8 protein-coding genes and 1 pseudogene are annotated in these 24,774 nt (G+C 55.3%); 6 read left to right on the top strand and 3 right to left on the bottom strand.

Going from position 1 to position 24,774, the window contains the following annotated elements; translation table 11 throughout:
• The first annotated feature begins 66 nt into the window (after positions 1-66).
• Positions 67-1,256: pseudogene (fdhA, locus tag HB779_RS24290) on the top strand (formaldehyde dehydrogenase, glutathione-independent).
• A 56-nt stretch (positions 1,257-1,312) separates the two neighbouring features.
• On the opposite strand, the gene HB779_RS24285 reads toward fdhA, so the two are convergent.
• Together HB779_RS24285 and HB779_RS24280 are read right to left on the bottom strand one after the other, a co-directional pair.
• A complete protein-coding gene (locus HB779_RS24285) occupies positions 1,313-2,638 on the bottom strand; it encodes an MFS transporter (RefSeq protein ID WP_188346470.1) in 1,326 nt (441 codons plus the stop codon).
• Positions 2,639-2,667: 29 nt separating this feature from the next.
• Entirely contained in the window at positions 2,668-3,726 is a 1,059-nt protein-coding gene (locus HB779_RS24280) for a histone deacetylase family protein (RefSeq protein ID WP_188346469.1), read from the bottom strand.
• A 566-nt stretch (positions 3,727-4,292) separates the two neighbouring features.
• Here HB779_RS24280 and HB779_RS24275 point away from each other — a divergent pair.
• Complete coding sequence (locus HB779_RS24275; RefSeq protein WP_188346468.1) at positions 4,293-4,976, top strand: outer membrane protein; 684 nt, start codon at positions 4,293-4,295, stop codon at positions 4,974-4,976.
• A gap of 81 nt (positions 4,977-5,057) precedes the next feature.
• Here HB779_RS24275 and HB779_RS24270 read toward each other — a convergent pair whose 3' ends face one another.
• Positions 5,058-5,759, bottom strand: coding sequence for a phosphatase PAP2 family protein (locus HB779_RS24270; RefSeq protein WP_188346467.1), 702 nt, complete (start codon positions 5,757-5,759; stop codon positions 5,058-5,060).
• Positions 5,760-5,942: 183 nt separating this feature from the next.
• Between HB779_RS24270 and HB779_RS24265 the strand changes: the two genes are divergently transcribed.
• The 4 genes from HB779_RS24265 (at position 5,943) to HB779_RS24250 (ending at position 24,661) form a co-directional block, all read left to right on the top strand.
• Positions 5,943-8,033 (top strand): FUSC family protein, encoded by a 2,091-nt coding sequence (locus HB779_RS24265; protein WP_371823960.1) that lies wholly within the window; start codon positions 5,943-5,945, stop codon positions 8,031-8,033.
• 103 nt (positions 8,034-8,136) lie between these two features.
• Complete coding sequence (locus HB779_RS24260) at positions 8,137-9,354, top strand: RHE_PE00001 family protein (RefSeq protein ID WP_188346466.1); 1,218 nt, start codon at positions 8,137-8,139, stop codon at positions 9,352-9,354.
• Between the two features lie 821 nt (positions 9,355-10,175).
• Complete coding sequence (locus tag HB779_RS24255) at positions 10,176-20,828, top strand: DUF11 domain-containing protein (protein WP_188346465.1); 10,653 nt, start codon at positions 10,176-10,178, stop codon at positions 20,826-20,828.
• Entirely contained in the window at positions 20,825-24,661 is a 3,837-nt protein-coding gene (locus tag HB779_RS24250; RefSeq protein ID WP_244642871.1) for a TonB-dependent receptor, read from the top strand. The genes HB779_RS24255 and HB779_RS24250 overlap by 4 nt, the downstream gene beginning before the upstream one ends.
• Positions 24,662-24,774: the final 113 nt, after the last annotated feature.

The raw sequence follows: 24,774 nt of genomic DNA, 5'->3' as shown, positions 1-24,774 counted from the left end.
CGTTCAGTAACGGTTTCCTGATCGGGAGCCGGTTGGTTTGCACACAATCCACGGGAGGAGTTCGGAATGAGCAAAAACAGAGGCGTTGTCTACGTCGGACCGGGTAAAGTCGAAGTACAGGATATTCTTGATCCGAAGCTGGAAGCGCCGGATGGCCGCCGTATTGAACACGGTGTTGTTCTCAAAGTCATCTCGACCAATATTGCGGGTCCGACCAGCATATGGTGCGCGGCCGTACAACAGCGGAGCCGGGCCTTGTGCTGGGCCATGAAATCACCGGAGAGATCATCGAAAAAGGCCGCGATGTTGAAATGCTCTGTGTCGGCGACATTGTTTCGGTTCCGTTCAATGTTGCCTGTGGACGCTGCCGCACCTGCAAGTCACAGGACACCGGTGTCTGCCTGACGGTCAATCCGGCACGCGCCGGCGGTGCCTATGGTTATGTCGACATGGGTGGATGGATCGGTGGTCAGGCACGCTACGTCACCGTTCCCTACGCGGACTTCAATCTCCTGAAAATTCCGGATCGTGATCGTGCCATGGCCAAGATGCGCGATCTCACCATGTTATCGGATATCTTGCCGACAGGTTTTCATGGAGCGGTAAAAGCGGGTGTTGGTGTCGGTTCCGTCGTCTATGTCGCCGGTGCCGGTCCGGTTGGACTTGCCGCAGCGGCGTCAGCCCGCATTCTCGGTGCGGCGGTTGTCATGATCGGCGATTTCAACAAGGAACGGCTCGCCCATGCTGCGAAGGTTGGTTTCGAACCCATTGATTTATCAGCAAGTGACCGGCTTGGTGATATGATCGCTCAGGTGACAGGCAGCAACGAAGTGGACAGTGCGATTGATGCTGTCGGCTTTGAGGCACGCGGTCACAGCGGCGGCGAACAGCCCGCGATTGTGCTCAATCAGATGATGGAGATCACCCGCGCAGCCGGTTCAATCGGCATTCCTGGTTTGTATGTGACCGAAGATCCGGGCGCTGTCGACGGTGCCGCCAAACAGGGCAATCTGTCCCTGCGCTTCGGACTTGGCTGGGCCAAGGCTCAGTCTTTCCATACAGGTCAGACACCAGTGCTGAAGTACAACCGTCAGCTCATGCAGGCAATCCTTTATGACCGTCTGCCTATCGCGGATATCGTCAATGCAAGGGTTATTTCGCTTGAAGACGCAGCACAGGGCTATGAGAGCTTTGACAAAGGCGCAGCACAGAAGTTCGTGCTGGATCCGCATGGGGATCTGGCCAAGGCTGCGTAAGACTTTCCTTTCAACAAAAAATGCCAACGCTCGATGGTCGAGCGTTGGCCGCTCTGTCAGGCATTGATCCCGAGCGGATCTGCTTCCAGCGGTGCGCGCGCTTCGGCTTCACTGTTATCGACAGGTAGAAGCAGGCTGCATACGAAACTCGTCCCGGCAATGAAGATGAACAGGAACGCCAATGGCGCCCACTGCACGCCATATTTGTGCACGAGCCAAACACCGATCATTGGTGTCAAGCCGCTGAAAATCGCACCGCTCAAAGACGAGGATAGCGAGATACCTGTGTAACGCAGATGTACAGGGAAAGCGCGGGTCAGGAATGGTGCCATCACCGCATAGTGCGCAGCGAGGAACACTGTCGCTACGAGAATAGCGATATATATGTTCGTCAGATTGCCGGAGACGATGAGCATCATCATCGGAATGGCAAACAGCAAGGCTGCGCCTGCCATCAACACCAGCAGCAATGGCTCGCCATATTTGGTGGCGATGTAGGAGCCGGCCGGGAAGGCGAAGAGTTCAACGACGCCGACCCAGGAGATCAACTCGAGCATATCAGAACGGTTGATGCCAAGGGACGTTGTTGTGAATGTCATCATCAAAGTGGTGATGAAATAGAAGCCAGCCACACCCAGCAGACAAAGCCCCATGCCCAGAAGCAGTGACACCTTCTTGGTGCGGAATATCTCCTTCGCCGGGATGACATCTTGAACAGACTTTTCCTTCAGTCTTTCAAGCAATTCCGGGCTCTCGTTGATGCCTGCACGAATGATGAAGGCGAAGATAATCAGCACGCCACTGAGCAGGAATGGCACGCGCCAGCCCCAGCTCAAAAAATCTTCCTGTGGCAGGCCTGAAACCGAACGAAAAGCAAGAGCCGCAAGGATAAGCCCGATCGGGCTGCCATATTGCGGCGCCGAGGCAAGAAATGTGCGCCAGCGCGGCGGAGCGTGTTCCGCAGCGATAAGCACAGCACCGCCCCATTCACCGCCAACGGCCACGCCTTGTACCAGGCGTAGCAGCACCAGCAGCACTGCCGCCGTGACGCCGATGGAGTGAAAACTGGGCAACAGTCCGATCAGAACCGTCGCAACACCCATCAGCAACAGCGTGATGATCAACGACTTTTTGCGGCCGACCTTGTCGCCAAAATGGCCGAACAGCAAAGCGCCGAAAGGGCGCGCAACGAAGCCGATGGCAAACGTGCCGAGTGAGGCCAGAACACCCATGAGCGGGTCTGATGAAGCAAAGAATACATCGCCGAACACAAGCGCCGCCGCAGTGCCGTAAATATAGAAATCATACCATTCGATCATGGTGCCGACGAAGGCACCCAAAGCAGCCCTAATCGGTTGTCTTTTACTGGCAATATCCGTCATATGCTCATCCCCTTTGTATAGTGTCCGGCCTAAGCCTTGCGGCGCTGGCTCTGGTAGGCAGCGATAAAGCGCGGCGCTGCCTCTGCAACGGCGCTCAGCGAATAGCCACCTTCCTGAACGATCACTGTGGGAACATCGACAGCACCCCAGATTGCACCGATTTCGGCGTAAGCTTCTGTCGTGACTTTCAGCCGTGATAGCGGATCGTCATGGTGAGCGTCCCATCCTGCCGAGATCACCAGTGCTTGCGAGCCATGGCTGGCAACCGCTCTGGCAAGCTCGCGGTTGGCTTCGATAAAGGCCTCGTCGCCGCTGCCTTCTGCCAATGGCAGATTGAGCGTGGTGCCCCGGCCAGCGCCAGCACCCGTCTCGTCGGCGTAACCACTATAATGCGGGTAGTAATTTGACGGGTCCGTATGGGTCGAGCCAAAGAAAACATCGTCGCGTGTGTAGAAAATTGCTTGCGTTCCATCGCCATGATGCGTGTCGAAATCGATGATCGCAACGCGGTCATACTGCTTGCGCAGGTGTTGGGCGACTATGGCTGCATTGTTGAAATAGCAGAAGCCCGCTGCGCGATCGGCATAAGCGTGATGGCCCGGCGGGCGGCACAGGGCAAAAGCTTCACGCTCGCCCTTCAATACCGTATTCGCCGCGGCAATTGCTGTTTGTGCCGACGCGTATGCCGCTGCATATGTGTGCTCCATCATGGCGCAAGACAGGCCATTGATGTACCAGCCGGCTTGCCCGAGAACGCCGGTCGGCCGCGGGATGGCACGCGCCCCGTAATCCTGTCCGGCTCCCTGATAAGCACTGACATTCGGCAGGACTTCGGGCCCATGATTGGGCAATTGCATGAAGCGGTCATAGGCAGTCTGGAGGAAAGCCACATAGTGATCCGCGTGGACAGCAAGGATAGGATCAGGGCCGGTATCTTCCGGTTCATGCTGGGACAATCCCAGCTTTGTCAGCACATCGATCAGCGCATGGGCACGGGCGGGATTTTCAAGCGGATCGGTAATCCGGCCATTGATCATATATTGCTTGGGCTGATGAGCCATTTGCTGGCTGGAAAAGAACAATTTCATGGGAATCCGCTTCTCGATGAAAAGATTATGAGTCGTCAGCAAAGCTTATTCGCTGACGCCTTCAATGCAATCCGATAGACAACGAAACCATGGGTCTCATATGCAATAGGCAGATTATCGCCTCTGATCCTGATGGCAAATCGCGTGTTTCCATGCGCCCGATTGTTTATGCTGGATGGCAATGTCAGGATCGTGCTGTACGGCGCAAAACATATCTTTGTATCGGGCTCGAGAGTGATAGGAGCTGTAACCAAAGAACCACGTGCAGGCAAAAACAAACAAGGCAACGGGAGCAAGCCAGAGAAAAGTCCGGAAGGGGTCGCCTGGCGTCATGCTTACCTATGGTAGGATAATGGTTGTATGTCCCTCCCAACTTATTGTGGGTTTTGAAAACTAGTCAATCAAAGAGTCCATTATTATGGAAGAATTAGGCGGCAGATGTGGCGCGTCTTCCACATCCGTCTCATCAAATGCTTGATGATTATGCTTAACCGGAACTTAACGGCCTCAACCTAGAGTATACGCCAAGGGGATATTTCCCCACGGCGCTATTTCGGGGATTAGGGATGAATTTTACAAAAGTGGCTCTGTCAGCAACATCTTTGCTGATCATGTCCGGACCGCAGTTGCTGGCAGCTGATCTGGATCCAACACCCTATACGCGGGAGGTGCCGGAATATGCGCCGTTGCCAAGCGCTTCGGGCTGGTATCTACGCGGCGACGTCGCCTATAACTTTAAATCGACGGTCGATGCCCATGTCGATTATCCCAGCGGCACCAGCCCCAGCAATTACGATATGAAGCGCAGCTTCTCTCCGTTCATCGGCGTCGGTTATCAGTTCAACGAGTATCTGCGCGGTGATTTGACCGTTGGATATAATCAGCGCGATACGACCTACTTCGAGACGACCACCGATATCTGGGAAGCGATGGCCAATGCCTATGTCGATCTTGGCAATTATCATGGTCTGACGCCTTATGTCGGTGGCGGCATCGGCTTGGCGAATGTCAATTACGATTTCCAGGGACCGGTCTATCCGGGTCTTACATCGGGCAGTACCAATCGCTTCGAATGGGCGCTGATGGCCGGTGTTGCGGTCGATCTAACACCCAATCTCAAGCTGGATCTCGGTTATCGTTACGCCGATATTGCCGGAAAAGACCTGTATCGGAACGGTGACGTTACCGTTCGCGATGATGGCATTAAAACGCATCAACTGCGCGCCGGTATCCGCTTCAACACATGGTAACAATCTGAATTTGATCAACCGGGCTCGGGTCAGTCCGGTTGATTCTGCCGATTTGTCTAACACCGCGATATTAAAATCGGCTCAGGCGCCGCCGAGGCCAAGAGCTGCACGCAATTCCGCCTTGGCTGGTTCGTATTCCGCCTTGAAGTCATCATGCTTCATGATTGTAGCGGCAATAATGCTACCGGAAATACGCCCCATTTCCACATCGGAACGAAAGTGGATACCGCCCACGATACGGTTGTTGCCGTATTCCCAGGCGCGCGCCATGATCTCTGCTTTCTTCTCGGGAACCATATCTGACAATACAATGCCCATCAGCGTGCCAACCGTTGTATGGCCGGATGGCCAGGCACCTGAATTCGATAATTTTACCGCAGGTTTGACGAGATCACTCAACTGATGCGGGCGGGGACGCTTGAAAACGTCCTTCGCCGGATCAACGACAGCGCCTTCCGTTTCGACAATCCGGTCGAAAAAGGCCGCAAGTTTCGGCAGTTTTTCCTTGGTGAATTCGGGACCCATGACATCCGCAAAACGCCAGACGTTTTCTTCCGCATCCGCTTGAGCACGCGCGACCATTTCCGGTGTGCGCGCAACCTGCAGTGTCAGAACTTCACCAAGTTCTGCCTTGGTCTGCGCCGAGTCATTGGCTGGCGGTGGCGGCAAGATGGTAAGCAGATCGATTTCTTTGTTGTCGCTGAAAGGCTTGGCTTCTTCTGCGTAGGCGGCAGTGAGACCGACAAGAGCAAATGCTGCCAGCATGCTGAGAAAGGTGCGCATAATGATCCTCGTTACTATGGTGATTGCCAGTCAATCATGCGCTTTGCGGATGTCGCCTCTGTGACACGTTGTGCATGAGGCGGTGCTGAAGTGGCAAGAAGACGCATCAAAGCGCAAGCGCTTTCCGTTGTGTGACTCGCTTGTGAAATATAACTAGAAATCAAAGCTGCCAGATCGGACGCCATGTTTCGCACCATCGATAAAATCATCCAGCATCCGGCCATGCCCGGAAGAACGGCGTGGATATTTGCGTTGAGAACCAACGTAGCTGCGCTTGTCGCGCTGATGACTGCATTCGCGCTGAACTTGCAGCAGCCGCAATGGGCCATGATGACGGTTTTCATCGTATCCCAGCCGATTGCCGGTATGGTTATCAGCAAAGGCCTGTTTCGTCTGGCCGGGACGGTGGCAGGAGCACTGGCAGCCATCGCAATTACGGCGCTGACCAGTGATATTCAATGGCTGTTTGTAATCTCGATTGCGCTGTGGGTCGCGTTTTGCACCTATGCCGCTTCCATGCTGCGCAATCCTGAATCCTATGGCGCCGCTTTGGCCGGCTATACGGCCGTTATCATTGCGCTGCCCGCCTTCGGTCAGTCTCATTTGCTCACGGAAATTGCCTATGCCCGTTGCACTGAAATCATGCTCGGCATTGTCTTCGCCGGTATAGCCAGCCGCTTCTTCAGACCCCAACTTGCGCGCGCCGCCCTCGTTGAAGGTCTGGAAAACTGTATCGCCGATCTTGCGCGGTACACCAGCAGCGCCATTGCCGGACGCGATGCGAATGAGCTCAAAATTGCCCATAGGAAATTGATTGCCGATACGCAGGCTCTCGCAGCCATGCGGGCGCACGCCCGGCTTGAAGCGCCAAGTCTTGTCACGCACGGGCGTCATTCCCGCCACACTGTCGGGCACCTCATGTCCTGCCTGTCGATCGTGAACATCCTTGTTGCCCATAGGGCCTCGTCGGACGCCACATGGCAGGCTTTGCGCGATAAACTCGGCAGTCTGCTCGATGCTATGGCGCAGGATTTCAAGCTTGATGCAACCGGGCCCTGGCTGGAACGGCTGGAAGCGATCGCCGGTGAAATTACCGAACTCAAGGACAAGCCCTGGTCTGACGATCAGATCGGTATGATGGCGCGGTTGACTCTGCTTGGCGAATTTGTTGACGGCCTGAAGGCAACATTGAGTGGCTTGTCAGCTTTGCGCAGCCGCTCGCAGTATGGAACGGTAAACAAGAGGCCCCCGGCTTTGCCAGTTTATCGTGATCGTAGCACCGCATCTGTCAATGCCATCCGGGCTGTTGTTGCTACAGCTCTGATGACGGCTTACTGGATGCAAAGCAGGCATACGGATACTGCCGCTGCAGCAATCATCGTGGCAGTCGTCTGCAGCCTTTTTGCCTCGATGCCAAACCCGCTCCAGACCAGTTGGGGCTTTTTCAAGGGCACTCTCTATGCGGTGCCCTTTGCGTTTATACTCAGCCAGCTTGTCCTGCCGCATTTTCCCGGCCTCTTCTGGTTTACCGTCTTTGTCATCCCCATCCTTGTGCCGGTTGCCCTGTTGATGGCTGATCCGCGTCATGTTGGTCCGGCAACGGCTTTCGCCATCAATTTCATTGTCTTCTTGAAGCCGCATGAAACAATGGCTTTTGAACCCTATATATTCATGGAAACGTCCTTGTCGGTTCTGGCCGGCATACTTATCGGTCTTCTTGTTTTTATCGTCGTCCTGCCAAAGCGCCCTCAGGTAACGGTGAACAGAATGATGAATGCATTGCGAACGGATGTTGTGCGGCTCTGTTTGCGTGATCGCATTCCCAATTCTTCGGCTTTCAACAGTCTTGCATACGACCGTATCAATCAGCTGATGCCAATTTTGAGAAACATGAAAGAAGCTGGCGACGCGTTGCTCGAAGATGCCTTGTCCTCCGTCACCTTGGGAGCCGAAATCATCCGGCTGCGCAGGCTGCTGTTGTGGGGGCGTCTGGAAGAGAATGTTGCTGACCGTGTCTCGGAAAACCTCGCGCAACTGGCGCGAATGATGAGTTTGCAGACGCAGAATATTGGTTCGATCAGTGGCTTCGTCGCATCGGCACGCTTGTTGGCAAAGGAAATTACTGCGATCTCAGCTTCGCCACTGACCTTGCAGGCTGCCGCATCCCTGAGACTCATCGCAGTCATGGTCGAAGATCATCCGTCGCTGATCTCAGGTTCATCAACTGCTACCCGCCGTGGGAATACCGGTGCTTTTCATTGGCGGTCACTTTGAAAGGTGCGTGGAACCAAACTGTTTGCATCGTTCCCGATTGAAGAGTTTTCTTTTATGGACCGGGCAATAGCTTCACTTTCACTATTCCCTTATCATTATTTCAATGACTTATGATTCTACGGACTACTCACTCAAAGATCTGCTTCGCCCGGTTGTTGCTGCCGAAGATGCCTTGGCGCGGCTGGATGAGCGCGTAGCGCGCAAGGGTGACTTTGGTGAGTTGGGTAGCCGTCAATCAAAAGATGGACTCCTGCGTGAGAACGAGGGCTGGATTGCGCGTTCGCATTTTATGGAAGCCTGCAATTCGCTCTGGCTGTCGGGGGAACTTGTTCATGTCGAAGACCTCGTGCTGCATGATGCCCGGATGGACATCCGTACCCCAACGCACGAATTGACCCGGGCGCATGCCATCTTGCGAACGCGCCGGCAGATTTCTGCCAGTCCGGCGCAATGGGCACTCAGTCCCAAAGGTATTGCCAGTCTGCGTGGCCGCTGGGGTACTGACACGCTGCTCGCGCCCATTGTCAATGAACGCGTCATACGCCCGGAACCCGACAATGAGAGTGAACCAAGCTCCGAAGCTGAAAATGCTTTCGAGGAGGAGTTGGCGCGGCTCGATGCTTTGCTTGACCGGTCGGCGCGTCTGTTGAACCAGCCCTCGTCTGACGAGCAACCGGCGGAAGCCGGACACCCGGAAAAAGCATCCAGAAACAGAAAGGCTTCGGCCAGTGACGTGACGCCGGATGGCGACCCATTGGTCTATGATCCTGACTGGGACGAAGACAGACGATTGGAGCAATGGTACGCCGTGCTTGACCGGACCCGCGATTTGCCGCCGATGCTTGCGGCTGCGCTGCTCTGGGATGCATGGGAAGATATCGAGCCATTGCAACATCAGCATTGGCTTGGGCCCATGCTTGTCGCATCGATGCTGCGCGAACGGTCGAAAACGCGCGCCCATCTGGCGGCCTTCAATGCCGGTTTGCGAACAATCCCGCGTGACCGCCGCCGTGCGCGTGACCGTAACACGCGGCTATCGGCCTTTCTGGAAGCCGCACAAACATCGGCTATTGCCAATCTGAAGGAAATTGACCGCCTCAGTCTCGCGCGAGTGCAGATGGAGCGGAAATTGAAGGACCGGCGTTCCACCTCAAGTCTGCCGGGTATGATCGATTTGATTCTGTCGCGCCCCATGGTCTCGACTGCGCTGATCGCCAAAGAATTGAAGGTGACGTCACGCGGTGCGCTCAATCTTGTTGCGGAGCTGGGTGTACGCGAGATGACGGGCCGGGGCCGGTATCGCGCCTGGGGTATCGTTTAAGGTCACGCACCAATGCTGATATTTGTTAGCCGGTTGCCGAAATAAAGCTCTTAACCGGCAAAGATCGGTCTGCGTAATCCAGATATTTTGTGCTTTTTAATACCGCGCGCGGACGGGTGAGGTGTGAGGCCATCGCTGACCCGCGAGCCGGATATATTGCGATGATCCGCCATCTGATTGCACGGCTTCTCCCGGATCATTTGAGCACCCGATTTCAAGCGAAATAGACCCATTTTTATGCAAATTCCGATTGGCGAGCGTCGTAAAAATCGGCCAAGAATCATTAATTCTTGTCATATGCAAAGCATCCATACCATTTGTATTACTATAATATGTATCGTTATAATATTGCCGTTGGAGCGTGGATAATATTTGAATCTAGTTTATTCGTATTTGAATCACGGCAGATGATATATTTTTAATATATTAAAGATTAACCCGGATTTGCTCAGGCAAAACGCCTCGCTCGCGCGCAAAATTTCAAAAGTAAAATATTAGTAGAAATTTATACCGGAAATCGGTGCAAAATCCAATTTCCCCTTGACCCCTACTTCTTGGGTGCACTATTATCGTGACTCACAACTGCCGATTGCGCAGTTTGGGGCAGGGGTTGCGTATTTTTTTATGTTGCAGCGTTTTTGAGCGCGGCTTTTTTGCGTTTGATTGTTCAATCTACGGTTGAACAGTTTTTCCTGTTCAATTTTAAATAGTTTAATACGGGGTAGGATTAATTGGAATACGGCGGCGCAACCATCATTCAAAAACACCTTCTGCGTCTTCCATTTGTCTTTGCTTTTTTATTGCTTTTCTTTGCAGCAGCATTGCCCGAATTTGCTTACGGGCAGGTTCAGCGCAGTTTCATCAACCAAGGTTTTGAAAGCCCCAATCTGGGCGGAACAAACTGTATTGCGTTCTTCCCTGACAGCGAGGTTCCGGGTTGGGAAACAACACATCCATCTGCCGCAACGAGCAGCAGTTGCCCAACCAAGCCGGTTGCATCGACCGGGCGGTTGATGGAGTTTTGGGGCAGCGGGTTCCAAGGCGTGCCAGCGGCACAGGGGTCGCAGTTCGTTGAGTTGAATGCGAACGTCTCTTCGCGTCTGTACCAGAACGTTTGCCTTGTCAGTGGTGAACGCTTCAACTGGCAGTTTTCGCATCGCCGCCGGGCAACCAGTGGTACAGAAAGCATCTCGTTCAACATTGCTTCGACACCCACGGGGGCGACGACGCAGATCTCCAGATCGGATGCGAATGCAAGTTCGTGGTTCAACAGAAGTGGCACCTACACATATAACGGTGCCTCAGGTGTGCAGACGCTTGGATTTGAATCGCTTAATTCAGGCAGTGTCGGCAACTTTCTTGATAACATTCAGATTACCTTGTCGCCTTACGTGGAATTCCAGCCCGGAAGCGCGTCGGGTGCCGAAAGCATCCCGACCGCGAACCTGCCTGCCTTCCGCGTTGCGGGTACTCTGACCTCTGCAATAACAGTACAGGTAACACTTAGTGGTACAGCCGCACTGACGACCGATTACACCACGCCAAACGGGACGAACACATTTAACGTGACCATCCCTGCCGGTGATTACGACGGTACGCAAACCATTGCGACCGGCGTCTCAATCGTCAATGACACTGTCATCGAACCGAACAAAACAATCGTGTTTACGATGACGGCCAATCCAGGATCGTACACGATTGCCAGTGCGACGTCCTGTGGCGCCGCTGCCAACGGTACCTCGACCTACACGATCCTCGATGACGATGCGCGCCTTACCGTGAAGAAGGCATTGACCGGAACACGTGTCGCGGCAAGCGATCAGTTTGCGCTGACGATTGCAGGTGCCAATGGGCCGGTTTCCGTCGATACGACAGGCGCAGGTGCAGCGGCCAATGGTCAGGCTCAGCTTTCCAATATTTCGGTTGGCACGGCCTACACGCTTTCAGAAGCGATGGCGAGCGGCAGCTCCAGCCCTATCGCACTCTATGGCGGTACGATCGCCTGTACAAATGCCAAGTCCGGGGCAACGACGACATTGCCGTCGGGAGCCGGGACAAGTTTCTCTGTTACCCCAACAGCGGGTGACGACATCACGTGTACCTTTACCAACACGCCAAAACGCCCATCCATGACGATGGTAAAAAGCGCGGGTACGCCAACTGGAACAACAGCTGGATCGAAGATTACGTACAGCTTCACCATTACGAATACCGGCGACGTTCCGCTTACACCATCGTCGATCACCGATCCGAAGCTGGACGCAGCGGCTACCTGTCCGTCCGCGCCGCTGGCACCGGGTGCCAGCGCGGTTTGCACGGGCACGCACACGATCACACAGGCGGAAGTGGATGCGGGCACTGTCACAAACAGCGCGACCGCAACAGGCACACCGCCCGGTGGTGCGACACCAATCACAACGCCGCCAAGCACGACGACGACAACGATTGCGTCCACCCCTACAATAACAATTGCGAAGGCTGCAGGCGTGCCGAGTGGCAGTACGGCGGGCTCGACGATCAACTATAACTTTACCGTAACGAATACCGGCAATGTGACGCTGAAATCCATCGTGGTCACTGACCCCAAGATTCCCGCTCCAGGTCCGTTATGTCCCGTTACGCAGCTGGCCCCGAATGCCAACACGATCTGCACCGGTACGCATACGATCACTCAGGCTGAAGTGGACGCCGGTAAGGTTGATAATAGTGCAACGGTGCGTGGCACACCGCCAACCGGTGATCCCGTCAATGGCGGTCCCAGCACGACATCAACACCGCTCACCCGGACTGGTTCGGTTTCCATTGTGAAGACTGCGGGTGCGCCATCGGGCAATACCACAGGTTCAACCATTGCTTATTCCTTCCGGGTTCAAAACACCGGCAACACCACGCTGATCACTCTGGTTATTAACGACGCAAAGCTTGATGCGCCGGGTGCCACCTGCGCGCAGACGACACTGGCGCCAGGTGCAGTAACCACCTGTACCGGTACCCACACGATCACCCAGGCCGAAGTCGATGCCGGGACCTCCAACAATACGGCAAGTGCAACCACGACAGGTCCTGATGGCAGCCCGGTCAACAGCGGTACTTCAACTGTCAATACGCCGCTAACCCGCTCCGCATCGATGACCGTCAACAAGGTTGCGGGTACTGCAACTGGAGCAACAGCCGGATCGACGATCCCTTACACGTTCACGGTGAAAAACACAGGCAATGTCACCCTCACAGGGGTTGTCATCAACGATGCGAAATTGGATGCCGCCGCAACATGCGCTGCAACGACGCTTGTACCGAATGCCAGCACAACGTGTACCGGTACACATACGATTACGCAGGCGGAAGTAAACGCCGGAACATCGAACAACAGTGCCACTGCGAGTGGGACACCGCCAACCGGTGGCGCCATCACCAGCCCGCCAAGCACCACAGCCACCCCGCTTGCCAGCGCACCGGCGCTGACGATCGACAAGGCCGCAGGCACGCCAACTAGCAATGCAGCGGGCGGTACCATTGCCTACACGTTCACCGTGAAGAACACCGGCAACGTCACGTTAACATCCGTCGGCATCAATGATGCGAAACTGAGCAGTCCTGCCACCTGTCCGGCGACGACATTGCAGCCGGGCGACAGCACGATCTGCACTGGCTCGCATACGATCACGCAGGCTGAGGTTGATGCGGGAACTGCGGATAACAGCGCCACTGCCAATGGCACACCGCCGACCGGACCCAAGGCGATCAGCACCCCGGATGGCACAGCCACGCCATTGACACGTTCGTCATCAATCGCAATCGCGAAGTCCGCAGGTGCACCGACAGGCAACACCCCGGGATCAACGATCGCCTATTCGTTCACAGTAACAAACACCGGCAACGTGACATTGACCAATATTGCCGTGAACGATTCGAAGCTTCCGGCTGCGCCGGTTTGTACGGTAACGACGCTGGCACCGGGCGCAAACACCACCTGTACAGGCACTTATGCGCTGACCCAGGCCGATATTAATGCCGGTCAGGTCGCCAACTCGGCGACATCTACGGGCACATCGCCAACGGGCCCTGTTACAAGCACGCCGTCAACCACCACGACTCCGATCACCCAGTCGAAGTCAATCACCATCGACAAGGTTGCGGGAACACCGACGGGCAATACGGCGGGGTCGACAATTCCCTATACGTTTACGGTCAAGAACACTGGTAACGTAACGCTGACGACGATTGCAATCACGGATGCAAAGCTGGATGCGGCTGCGGTCTGCGCGGCAACCACACTTGCGCCCAATGCCAGCACGACATGCACGGGTACGCATACCATCACCCAGGCGGAAGTGAACGCCGGCAGGGCCAGCAACTCGGCAACGGTGAGCGGCACGCCGCCGTCCGGACCGGCCATTACTGGCGGCCCGTCCACGACAGATACAACACTTACGCGCGTACCTGCATTGACCATCGACAAGGTAGCGGGAACGCCGACCGGTAATGCTGCAGGCGCAACGATCAGCTATACATTCAACGTTGTTAATACGGGCAATGTGACGCTGACCGGACTTGTGATCAACGATGCGAAACTGGATGCAGTTGCTACCTGTCCTGTAACGACATTGGTTCCCGGTGCAAACACGACATGCACAGGCACCCATACGATTACACAGGGCGAAGTTAACGCCGGAACGGTGACTAACAGCGCAACGGCAACGGGAACGTCTCCGACCGGTGCTAGCGTGACAAGCACACCGGATACCACAGCGACGCCGATCACCCGCACGCCGAACCTGACCATCGTCAAGACCGCCGGAGCCCTCACAGGCAACCGGGTGGGCGACACGATTACCTATTCATTCCGGATCGAAAATACCGGCAACGTGACGTTGACAAACGTGAAAGTCGCGGATCTTTTGCCAAACATCATTCTGGCCGGTGGTCCGATCCCGACATTCGTGCCGGGTGCTGTTGATACGACCACATTCACGGCGACATACACCCTTGTCCAAGCGGACATTGAAGCGGGCGTTGTCAACAACAGCGCGACTGCGACAGGTACACCGCAGGGTGGCGGTGCTGATTTCACCAGCGCGCCATCGACAACATCAACGACGATCAGCGCGGCACCAGCTTTGTCGCTGGTCAAGCGCGCCGCTGCGCCGTCGGGCAATGCCGCAGGCTCAACGATTGTCTATACATTTGAAGTCACCAATACGGGTAACGTGCTTGTCACAAATATAGCGATCAATGATCCGAAATTGACGAGTGTTACATGCAATCCTACCTCGCTTGTGCCGGAAGCGGTAACGACCTGTACGGGCACTTACGCCATCACGCAGCCCGAGGTGAATGCCGGCAAGGTGGTGAACACGGCGACTGCAAGCGGCACGCCATCGCGCGGTACGTCACCCGTCAACAGTAATTCATCCGGCACGACAACGCCGATTGCAGCAGAGCCAAACATCAGTTTGGTCAAAACGGCTGGAACGCCATCCGGCAATACGGCTGGTTCAACCGTTGTTTATACGTTCACGGTTAAGAACACCGGCAACCTGCCATTGAGCAATGTCAATGTTACAGATCCGCTGGTAACGGTTCCAGGTGGACCTGTGGCTCTTGCGGTGGGTGATACACATGTATTCACGGCCACGTATATCCTGACCCAGGCGGATGTGAACAAGGGCGAGGTGGTAAACACTGCTTCAGCCGCTGGACAGACGGCCGCAGGCGCTTCCGTTGATGCCAGCGCCAGTGCGATTGTCGCCATTGCACAAACGCCGCAATTGACGCTGGTCAAGACCCATGGAACACCAACGGGCAGCACTGTCGGATCGACCATCCCTTACACATTTGCGGTTACAAATACGGGTAATCTGCCGCTCACAAACGTCACGGTAACAGAAAGCCTCGCCGGTGTTGTCCTTTCAGGCAACCCGATTGCCACATTGGCAGTGAATCAAACCAGCTCGGCAATAACCGGTGTTTACACAATCACGCAGGCTGACATTGATCGCGGCCATGTGACCAACAGCGCAACGGCATCGGGTACCGACACGAACGAAACAGCGGTTCCAAGCCTGCAAAGTTCAACCGATACGCTGCTTGAGCAAAAGCCTTCCTTGTCCATCGTCAAAGCGGTGGTTGCCGGGACACCTGCCCAAAACAGGGCTGGTTCGAAGATTGATTACACCTTTACGGTAAAGAATGACGGCAATCTGCCACTGACAAACATCGCTGTCAGCGATGGTAAGCTCGATGCGGCGGCTTCCTGTCCCGTGACGTCGCTTGCGCCGGGTGCGCAGACAGTCTGCACCGGTTCACATACGCTGACCCAGGCTGACGTCAATGCCGGCAAGGTCACAAATACTGCGACTGCTGCAGGTCAGACGGCGACCGGCAAGTCTGTGATCAGTCCGCCATCAACCGTTGAGAAGATCATCCCGGAAGAGGGTTCGCTGGTCATCGTCAAGACGGCGACTCCACCAACAGGCAATACGGCCGGATCGATTGTTCACTACACCTTTACAGTGACCAATACCGGCAATATCCCGCTGACGCTTGTCGATGTGGCCGACAACCGGATCAGTGTTGATGTCAGCGGTGGCCCGTACACCATGCAGCCGGGCGAGAGCAAAGTATTCACTGCGGATTACACCCTGACGCAGGCGGATATCGAAAACGGCACGATCACCAATACAGCGACGGCTTCCGGCTTTACGCCGACCAATCAAAAGATCACTAGCCCGCCTGACAGTTTTACCACAAACGTTCCGGCCGCTGCTGCCTTGTCTATAGTGAAGTCGGCAGGAACCTTGTCGGGACAAAGTCAGGGGTCGACAATTCCGTACACATTCACGGTTACCAATACCGGCAATGTGAGGGTCACCGCGATTGTCGTGCATGACGTCAAGATCGCATCGATCACGTGCGACAAGACTGCGCTTGATCCGAAAGACGTCGCACAGTGCACAGGCACCTACGCCATTACGCAGCCGGAAGTGAACGCCGGTGTTGTCAACAACACAGCCAATGCCACGGGTACGCCGTCGCGGGGCGCACCATCTGTAACCAGCAACAATTCAACCACATCGACTCCGGTGGCTTCAGCTCCCGGTATCTCGCTTCAGAAGTCTGCGGGTATACCAAGCGGCAGCGTCAAAGGTTCGACAATTCCCTACACCTTTACGGTGCAGAATATCGGCAATGTGACCCTCAAAGGAATAGCCATTACCGATACAAAACTGGCCGTTGCTCCGACATGCGCCGCGACGACACTAGAACCCGGCATAAGCACAACCTGTACCGGCAGCTATACGCTGGACCAGGGCGATGTGAATACCGGCAGTGTTGTTAATCAGGCTACGGTGAGCGGCACGCCGCCCACGGGGGCCGCTGTCTCAGCGGGAGATCAGGCGACCGTGCAGATTACCGCTGCACCCGCTCTGAAAGTAGAAAAGACCGCAGGCACGCCATCCGGCAATACCGTTGGTTCGACCATTGATTACACATTCCGGATTGAAAACACGGGCAATGTCACGCTGACACAGGTCATGCTCTCGGATCAGCTGGCGGGTGTCGTACTGTCCGGAAATGCGATCGCGACTTTGGAACCCGGAGCAGTGGACACGGCGACATTTACTGCGCGCTATACGCTCAAACAGGAAGATATCGATAAAGGCTTGGTCATCAACACTGTGACCGGCTCCGGCACAGCGCCGAATGGTATCGTGGTCAAGAACGATAGCACGGTGACATCGACGATTACTTCCGCTGCCGGAATCTCGCTGGTCAAAACGGCAGGCCCGCCATCGGGCAATACCGCAGGTTCGACGATCGTCTATACTTTCACGGTCAAGAACACCGGTAATGTGACGCTGAAGGCCATTGCCGTTACCGATACGAAACTTCCGACACCGCCAGTTTGCGCAGTGACGGAACTGGCGCCAAATGCAACAACAACCTGTACCGGTACCTACACGCTCAAACAGACGGATGATGTGGATGCTGGCAAGGTCGACAATGCGGCCAGTGTCAAAGGTACACCACCGACCGGGGCTGACGTAACTGGTACAAGCGGTACCTCAACGCCTATCGCATCTGCCGCTGCCATTACGGTGGTGAAGACTGCCGGTCCTCCTTCCGGTAATATTATCGACTCGACCATTGATTACACATTCACCGTCAAGAATACGGGCAACGTGACGCTGAAGGGCATCACGCTCACCGATACGCTGACTGATATTGTGCTGACCGGTGGTCCGATTGATCTGATCCCCGGTGCCGAGGATAGCACGACATTCAAAGCTAGTTATAAGCTTAAGCAGAGGGACATCGACGCGGGTAAAGTTGACAACGAAGTCACTGCCACTGGCAAACCCGCTAACAGCGCAGCGGTAACGGGCAATAGCAAAGTTTCGACGCCAATCACGTCGGCACCAGCGCTGACGATTGTGAAAACGGCAAGTGCGCCGACGGGCAACACTGTTGGGTCGAAGATCAGCTACACGTTCAAACTTGAGAATACCGGCAATGTGACGTTGAAAGATGTGATGCTTTCTGAACAGCTCGCTGGCGTTACGCTGAATGGTACGGCGATCAACACCTTCATTCCGAAGGCTGTGGACAGCACGACCTTCACTGCCGAATATACGCTCACTCAGGCTGACGTCGATCTTGGGTCAGTAAAGAACAAAGTTACCGCAACGGGCACTACGCTGGATGGCAAACTTGTCAGCGCGACTGGCAGCGTGACGTCAACTATCACGGCGGCTCCGGCGATCGTTCTCGTCAAGAGCATAACGTCAGGCAATCCCTATGCTGTGACGGGAGATGTGGTGACCTATGAATACGTGGTCACCAATAGCGGTAACGTCACCATCAAACAGCCGCTTTCGGTTAACGATGACAAGATCACAGCACCCAATGCTGTGCAGTGCCCATCATTACCCGCGGGCGGTCTTATCCCGAAGGGGACGCTGACCTGTACCGCAAGTTATAAGGTGACGCAGACAGACATTGATGCCGGTTCCGTCACCAATAAAGCAACAGCCACTGACGGAACAACGGTTTCGCCAGAGGTTGAAGCGAAGGCGCTGGCAACAAAAACGCCTGCACTAACGATGGTGAAGTCGATAACTGCTGGTGATCCTTATACGGCCGTGGGCAGTGTTGTCAGCTACCGCTATCTGGTGACCAACAGCGGTAATGTGACGATCACGCAGCCGATTTCCGTTGCGGACGACAAGATTGCCGCCGTAAATTGCCCCGCTCTACCGGTGGGCGGTCTCGCGCCAAAAGCTACCCTTACCTGCACAGGCACTTATACGGTCAAGCAGCCTGACCTTGATACTGGATCAGTCACCAACAAAGCCAAGGCGACCGATGGAACCACTACGTCGCCGGAAGTAACGGCTACAGCCAAGGCAACACTTTCCCCGGCGCTGACGGTTGAGAAAAAGGCTGGAACTCCATCCGGGAATACAGTTGGTTCGACGATCGATTACACCTTCATCGTCAAGAACACCGGTAATGTCACGATGAACGGTATCACGCTGAATGATAGCCTTGCGGGCATCGTGCTCACAGGCGGACCCATTGATCTGGCACCTGGTGCGCAGGATACCACGACGTTCAAGGCGCGTTACACGCTGACGCAGGCTGATCTGAACAAGGGCAAAGTCGAAAACTCGGCAACGGTATCTGGCACGCCCGCAACGGGTGGCAATCCGATTGTCAGTCCTCCTAGTCAGGTGACCACACCGGTGACCCCGGTTGCCACATTGACTGTCGTTAAAACCGGCGGAACGCCATCGGGAAGCACGGTCGGCTCGACGATTGATTACACATTTGTCGTGACCAACACGGGCAACGTGGATCTGACAAATGTCACGCTCGCCGACACATTGCCCAATGTGGTCGTCTCTGGCGGGCCTATCGCATTGCTTACGACGGGAACGACGGATAGCACGACCTTCACAGCTCGCTACAAGCTGACACAGCAGGATCTTGATGCGGGGCAAGTGGTGAATTCAGCCACGGCTTCGGGCACACCGTCCAGCGGCGGCGCCGCAATCACCAGTATGCCGAGTTCGGTCACTTCGCCGATCCAGCAGGATCCAAAAATCGAAGTTACAAAGACGGGGAAGGTCAGTGACGTCAATGGCAACGGATTTATCGATGCCGGCGATACAATCACTTACAATTTCGTGGTGACAAATGTCGGCAATGTGGTTGTCAACGACATTGCCCCGATCGATGCCGGTCCGACTTTTAACGGGAAAACAGCAGCCAACAAACTCGGTGCGTTCTCACCGGGGCTGACTGCTATCGCGCCCGGCCAAAACCATACCTTCACCGCGACATATACATTGGCTCAGTCCGATGTGGATGGTGCTGCAGGCGTCAAGGACGGCGTTCTGAATAAGGCGACAGCTCGCGGCTACTATCGTGGCGGTGCCAGCGGCGGAACGGCCATCGATGCGGCTGAAGCCAAGTCGCTCATCGATCTTCCCGCCGCGCAGCCTTCCGATGTGACGATTACCAAGCAGGCTGGCCTGCGTCAGATAAGGCGTGGTGAAAAGGCACCGTTCACCATCAAGGTCACCAACAAGACCAACAGCAATGTTGGCGGGGTGAATGTCGTTGATCGCATGCCTTCCGGTTTCCGCTATGTCGAGGGATCAGCATCGATTAACGGCGTGGCTGTCACGCCGGTTGTCAACGGTCTGAATGTCTTCTTTGAAAACATAGCTTTGGGACCGAAGGCTGAAGTGGTCATTCGTCTGCAGATGCTGGCATTGAGCACGGCCGGGCCGGGCAAGCATGTGAACAGGGCGCGTGTCACAGGACCGGGCGGTAATTCGCTTGCACCGGAGGCCAGCGCATCCGTTGAGATTATGGTTGAGCCTGTATTCGATTGCGGTGACATCGTCGGCAAAGTGTTCGATGACTTGAATGGCAATGGCTATCAGGACGATGGCGAGCCGGGCTTGCCGGGCGTGCGCGTTGCCACGGTGCGCGGCTTGCTTATTACAACGGACAAGTTCGGACGCTTCCACGTGGCCTGTGCCGATCTTCCGGATTCGCGCATCGGTTCCAACTTTATCATGAAGCTTGATCCACGTACGTTGCCGACCGGCTATCGCCTGACGACAGAAAATCCGCGTGTCATCCGTCTCACCGCAGGCAAGATGTCATCGCTGAATTTCGGTGCATCGCTTGGCCGTGTTGTGCGGCTCGACCTAAAGGATGAAGCGTTCCAGCCCGGAAATAGCGAGCTGAAGAATGAGTGGAGCAAGGGTGTTGATCAGCTCATCAGCGTGCTGAAGGAGAAACCATCAACCCTGCGGATCAGCTACGCCGCGAACTCGAACAAGGACCTCGCCAAACAGCGTATGGACGCGGTTCAGGAGGAAGTCGCAAAACGATGGAAAACGGTTGGAGGAGACTACGAACTGAACATTGAGACACGCGTGGAGGCAGGCCAATGAAAATGACCCGCGTTAACTCAAAGGTTCGTAACACATCCACTTTGGATATTGGTATGCGCCGCCGTTTGCTGCTCGCCGGTTGTGCCATTGTTGGTGCAAGTTTTGCCGCTGTTCCGGCGCGTGCACAGGAACAGGCTCCGAAGCAGGAGTGCCTCGACACGGCCTGCACATCTGCGCTGCGCGGCAAGGTTCTTGACAGCAGCGTCGCCGTCAAAGGCGCGCGCATTGCCCCCAATGTCGAACAGGAAAAACCCGGCGAAGCCGGAAATATTCCCTTCTCGATCAGTGTTGACGGCGAACCGGTTGTCGAAAGCAAGAAGCCGGAAAAACCCGGTGCAGCGCCAGCGAAGCCAGCTCAGGTATCTGCCGAGAAGACCCCGGACCGCCAGCGCAAAGCCGATGTGGGTTTGAGCGCTGTCGACATTCAGGTGAAGTTCGACGGTCTCGATACCAAACCGGTATTGAACGTCTCGACCACGCCGGTCAGGCGGTCTTATCGCGTGGGGGAACCGGTCCGGTTCCTCGCAACGTCCAACTATCCGGCCTTTATCACCCGCTCGGAAATCCGTATCTTTGAAGGGAAGGATCAGGTCACTGAAACGCCTGCCGCGGTCATTCCTGTTGCCGTCAATGGCGAAGCCGGATGGGTCATGCCGCAGACAAAGAACGACGAGACCCGTTTCAAATATGTCCTGCGCGTTTATGATGACAAGGGCCGCTACGATGAAACCATGGCGCGCCCGCTTGCGCGCACCGACCGGGAACTCCCGCCGGAAAATCAGGGCAAGGTTACCGATGCGGTAGCGCCCGGTATGGGTGAAGACAATACTGCGTTGCGCAACATCCAGATCTATGGTGGTGCGGTTACCGTTTATGGCCGCAACGTTCCCGAGGGGTATCAGGTCCGCGCGCTGAACGACACCATACCTATCGACCCTGACCATGCCTTTGTGATGCAGCGCATATTGCCGCCGGGCGATCACGATGTGGATGTTGCAGTGCTTGGCTCGTTGAAGGGCAGTGCGCTTGATTTCAAGCGTCAGATCAACATTCCCAAGAACGACTGGTTCTATGTTGCTCTCGCTGACCTGACTGTCGGAAAGCGGTTCGGCGACAAAAACATCGAAACTGTCCGCTCCGGTGAATATGACGATGTTTATACAAAGGGCAGGCTGGCCTTCTATCTGAAGGGCAAGATCAAAGGTCAGTATCTGCTGACTGCTGCCGGGGATACGGGCGAAGACAAACTCGGAAACCTCTTCCGCGGCTTGGATGCCAAGGACCCGCGTCAATTGTTGCGCCGGCTTGATCCGAATGAGTTTTATCCGATCTATGGCGACGACTCGACGGTTGTCGATGATGCACCGACCAATGGCAAGTTCTATGTCCGCCTCGATCGCGGCGACAGCCATGTGATGTGGGGCAATTACAAAGCCATTATCAAAGGCACGGAATTCATGCGGTCCGAACGGGCTCTGTATGGTGCAAGCGGTGTTTACCGATCGGAAGCCACCACGCCTTTTGGTGAGCGCAAGACCGAAGTAACGCTCTATGCCGCGCAGCCCGACACGCTGCCGCAGCGTGACGAATTTCTTGGTACAGGCGGATCGGCTTACTTCATGCGCCGGCAGGATATCACTGTCGGTTCGGAAACCGTGACTGTTGAAGTGCGTGATTCAACCACCAATCAGGTGATAGAGCGCCGTTCGCTGCGCTATGGCGAAGATTATTCGTTCGACTATCTGCAGGGCATGTTGATTTTGAAGCGGCCGCTGTCATCCTCAACGGTAACCGATAGTCCCGTGCGCGAAGGTGCCTTGGGCGGCAATAAGGTTTACCTCATCTCCCAGTATGAGTTTACACCGCTGGCAGGCGATCTTGACGGTTATGTCTATGGCGGCCGTGCGCAGCAATGGTTTGATGACAAGGTTCGTATCGGTGTCACCGGAATGAACGAAAACACGGGTCTTGCCAACCAGCAGGCCTATGGTGCCGACATCCAGATACGCCACTCGGAAAAAACCTTCCTTGAAGGAGAAATTTCTCATTCCAAGGGCCCCGGCTTTGGTTCATCGCGGTCCACGGATGGCGGCTTGACGCTGAGCGATATCGATACAACCGGAACGCGGAACCGTGCCGCTGTCGCCTGGAGAGCCAAGGGGCAGGTGGCTCTGGAGGATATTACCAAGAGCGGTATGAAGGGCACAGTCGGCGCTTACTACGAACAGAAGCAGGCCGGTTTCTCGACGCTGTCCGATCAGATCTCCGTTGATCAGCGCATCTGGGGTGCCCACGCGGATGTGGATGTGACCAAGGACGTCAAGCTGAACCTGACCTATGACGATTTTGTTGAATCCAATGCCCGGAGCGAATTTGACGGCCGTGAACTCGGCGGGCGCACCAAGCGCAAGGGAACAGCATCGGTCAGCAAGCAGTTGAACGAATACTGGAAAGCCTCGTTCGGTGTCAGCTATATCGACATATCCAATCCGCGTGCATCTTCGATCCGCAAGGACGGTTATAACGGCTCACGTGTGGATCTGGGTGTGCGGCTGGAATATGCGCCGGATGCGGATCACACCTATTACGGTTTTGGTCAGGCGACTGTTGCTTATTCGGGCGATCTCGATCGCGGTGACCGCATCGGTGTGGGGTCCAAATTCAAGCTCACCGACAAGATCGGTCTTGAAGGCGAAGTGTCCTATGGTGAAACCGGTGTAGGCGCGCTGGCGGCTATAACCTACAATCCCACGGCGGACGACAGTTACTATTTTGGCTATCGTCTCGATCCTGACAGGGCGTTTGATCTGGAGCGCTCCTATGATCTGTCTGGCGTTGACAAGGGTTCCATCGTCTTCGGCGCACGGCGCAAGTTTGACGAATATTGGTCGGCCTATGCCGAGAACAATTACGATCTGTTCGGTCAGCGCGACTCCATCACAAAATCCTACGGCGTCGTTTACACGCCCGACAAGCAATGGACGGTCGATGGCGGCTTTGAAGCCGGAACGATCCAGGACGATACGATCGATCCCAGCACCGGTCTTGACCGTTCCGACTTTGACCGCAAAGCTGTCTCCTTGTCGGTCGGATACAAAGACAATGACAAGATTACGGCGCGTGTCCGCGGTGAAGCCCGCTTCGAAGATTCCGATGACGGCACACGGGACAGAAACACCTATCTCTTCGCCACGGGTCTGAATTACAAGACCAATGATAACTGGCGTATGCTGGTCAATGTTGATGCTGTTCTTTCGGATTCAAGCTCGGAGAGCTCTTTCCGCGATGGCAACTATGTTGAGGCATCCTTTGGCTATGCCTATCGGCCTGTTGACAATGACCGGCTGAATGCCCTGTTCAAATATACCTGGCTGTATGATGCGCCGGGCGAAAATCAGGTCAGCGCAATAACCGGTGACGAGTATGGTCCGTCACAACGCAGCCACATCATGTCGGCAGACTTTACCTACGATCTGTTCCCGTGGCTTTCCGTCGGTGGCAAATACGGCTTCCGTTATGGCGAGGTGCGCCAGCGTCTGCTTGAAGGTGATCGTGACAAGTTTGACGAGTGGCAGACATCGTCAGCTCACCTTGGGATCATTCGCACCGACCTGCACATCGTCAAGAATTGGGATGGACTGCTGGAAGGGCGCGTGCTGCACATGCCGGAGGCCAAGACCACGGACTTTGGCGCACTTGTTGCTCTCTACCGGCATGTCGGTGAAAACTTCAAGGTCGGCGTTGGCTACAATTTCGGCTCGTTCTCCGATGATCTGAGAGATTTGACGCTCAATGATCAGGGTGTATTCCTCAACGTGGTCGGAAAGTTCTGAGTTTTTAGGAAAAGCGCGGGTTCTGCATAAGCGGCGCAGATTTGGCGGGCAGAATTTTTGTCTTAATACTTGACTAAATAAATCATATTTTACTAATGTCCCGGCATCACCGT

It is taken from the genome of Phyllobacterium sp. 628, assembly GCF_014189505.1.
Lineage (GTDB): Bacteria > Pseudomonadota > Alphaproteobacteria > Rhizobiales > Rhizobiaceae > Phyllobacterium.
The sequence above is the reverse complement of the archived record's forward strand: the minus strand, read 5'-3'. Positions and strand labels throughout refer to the sequence as shown.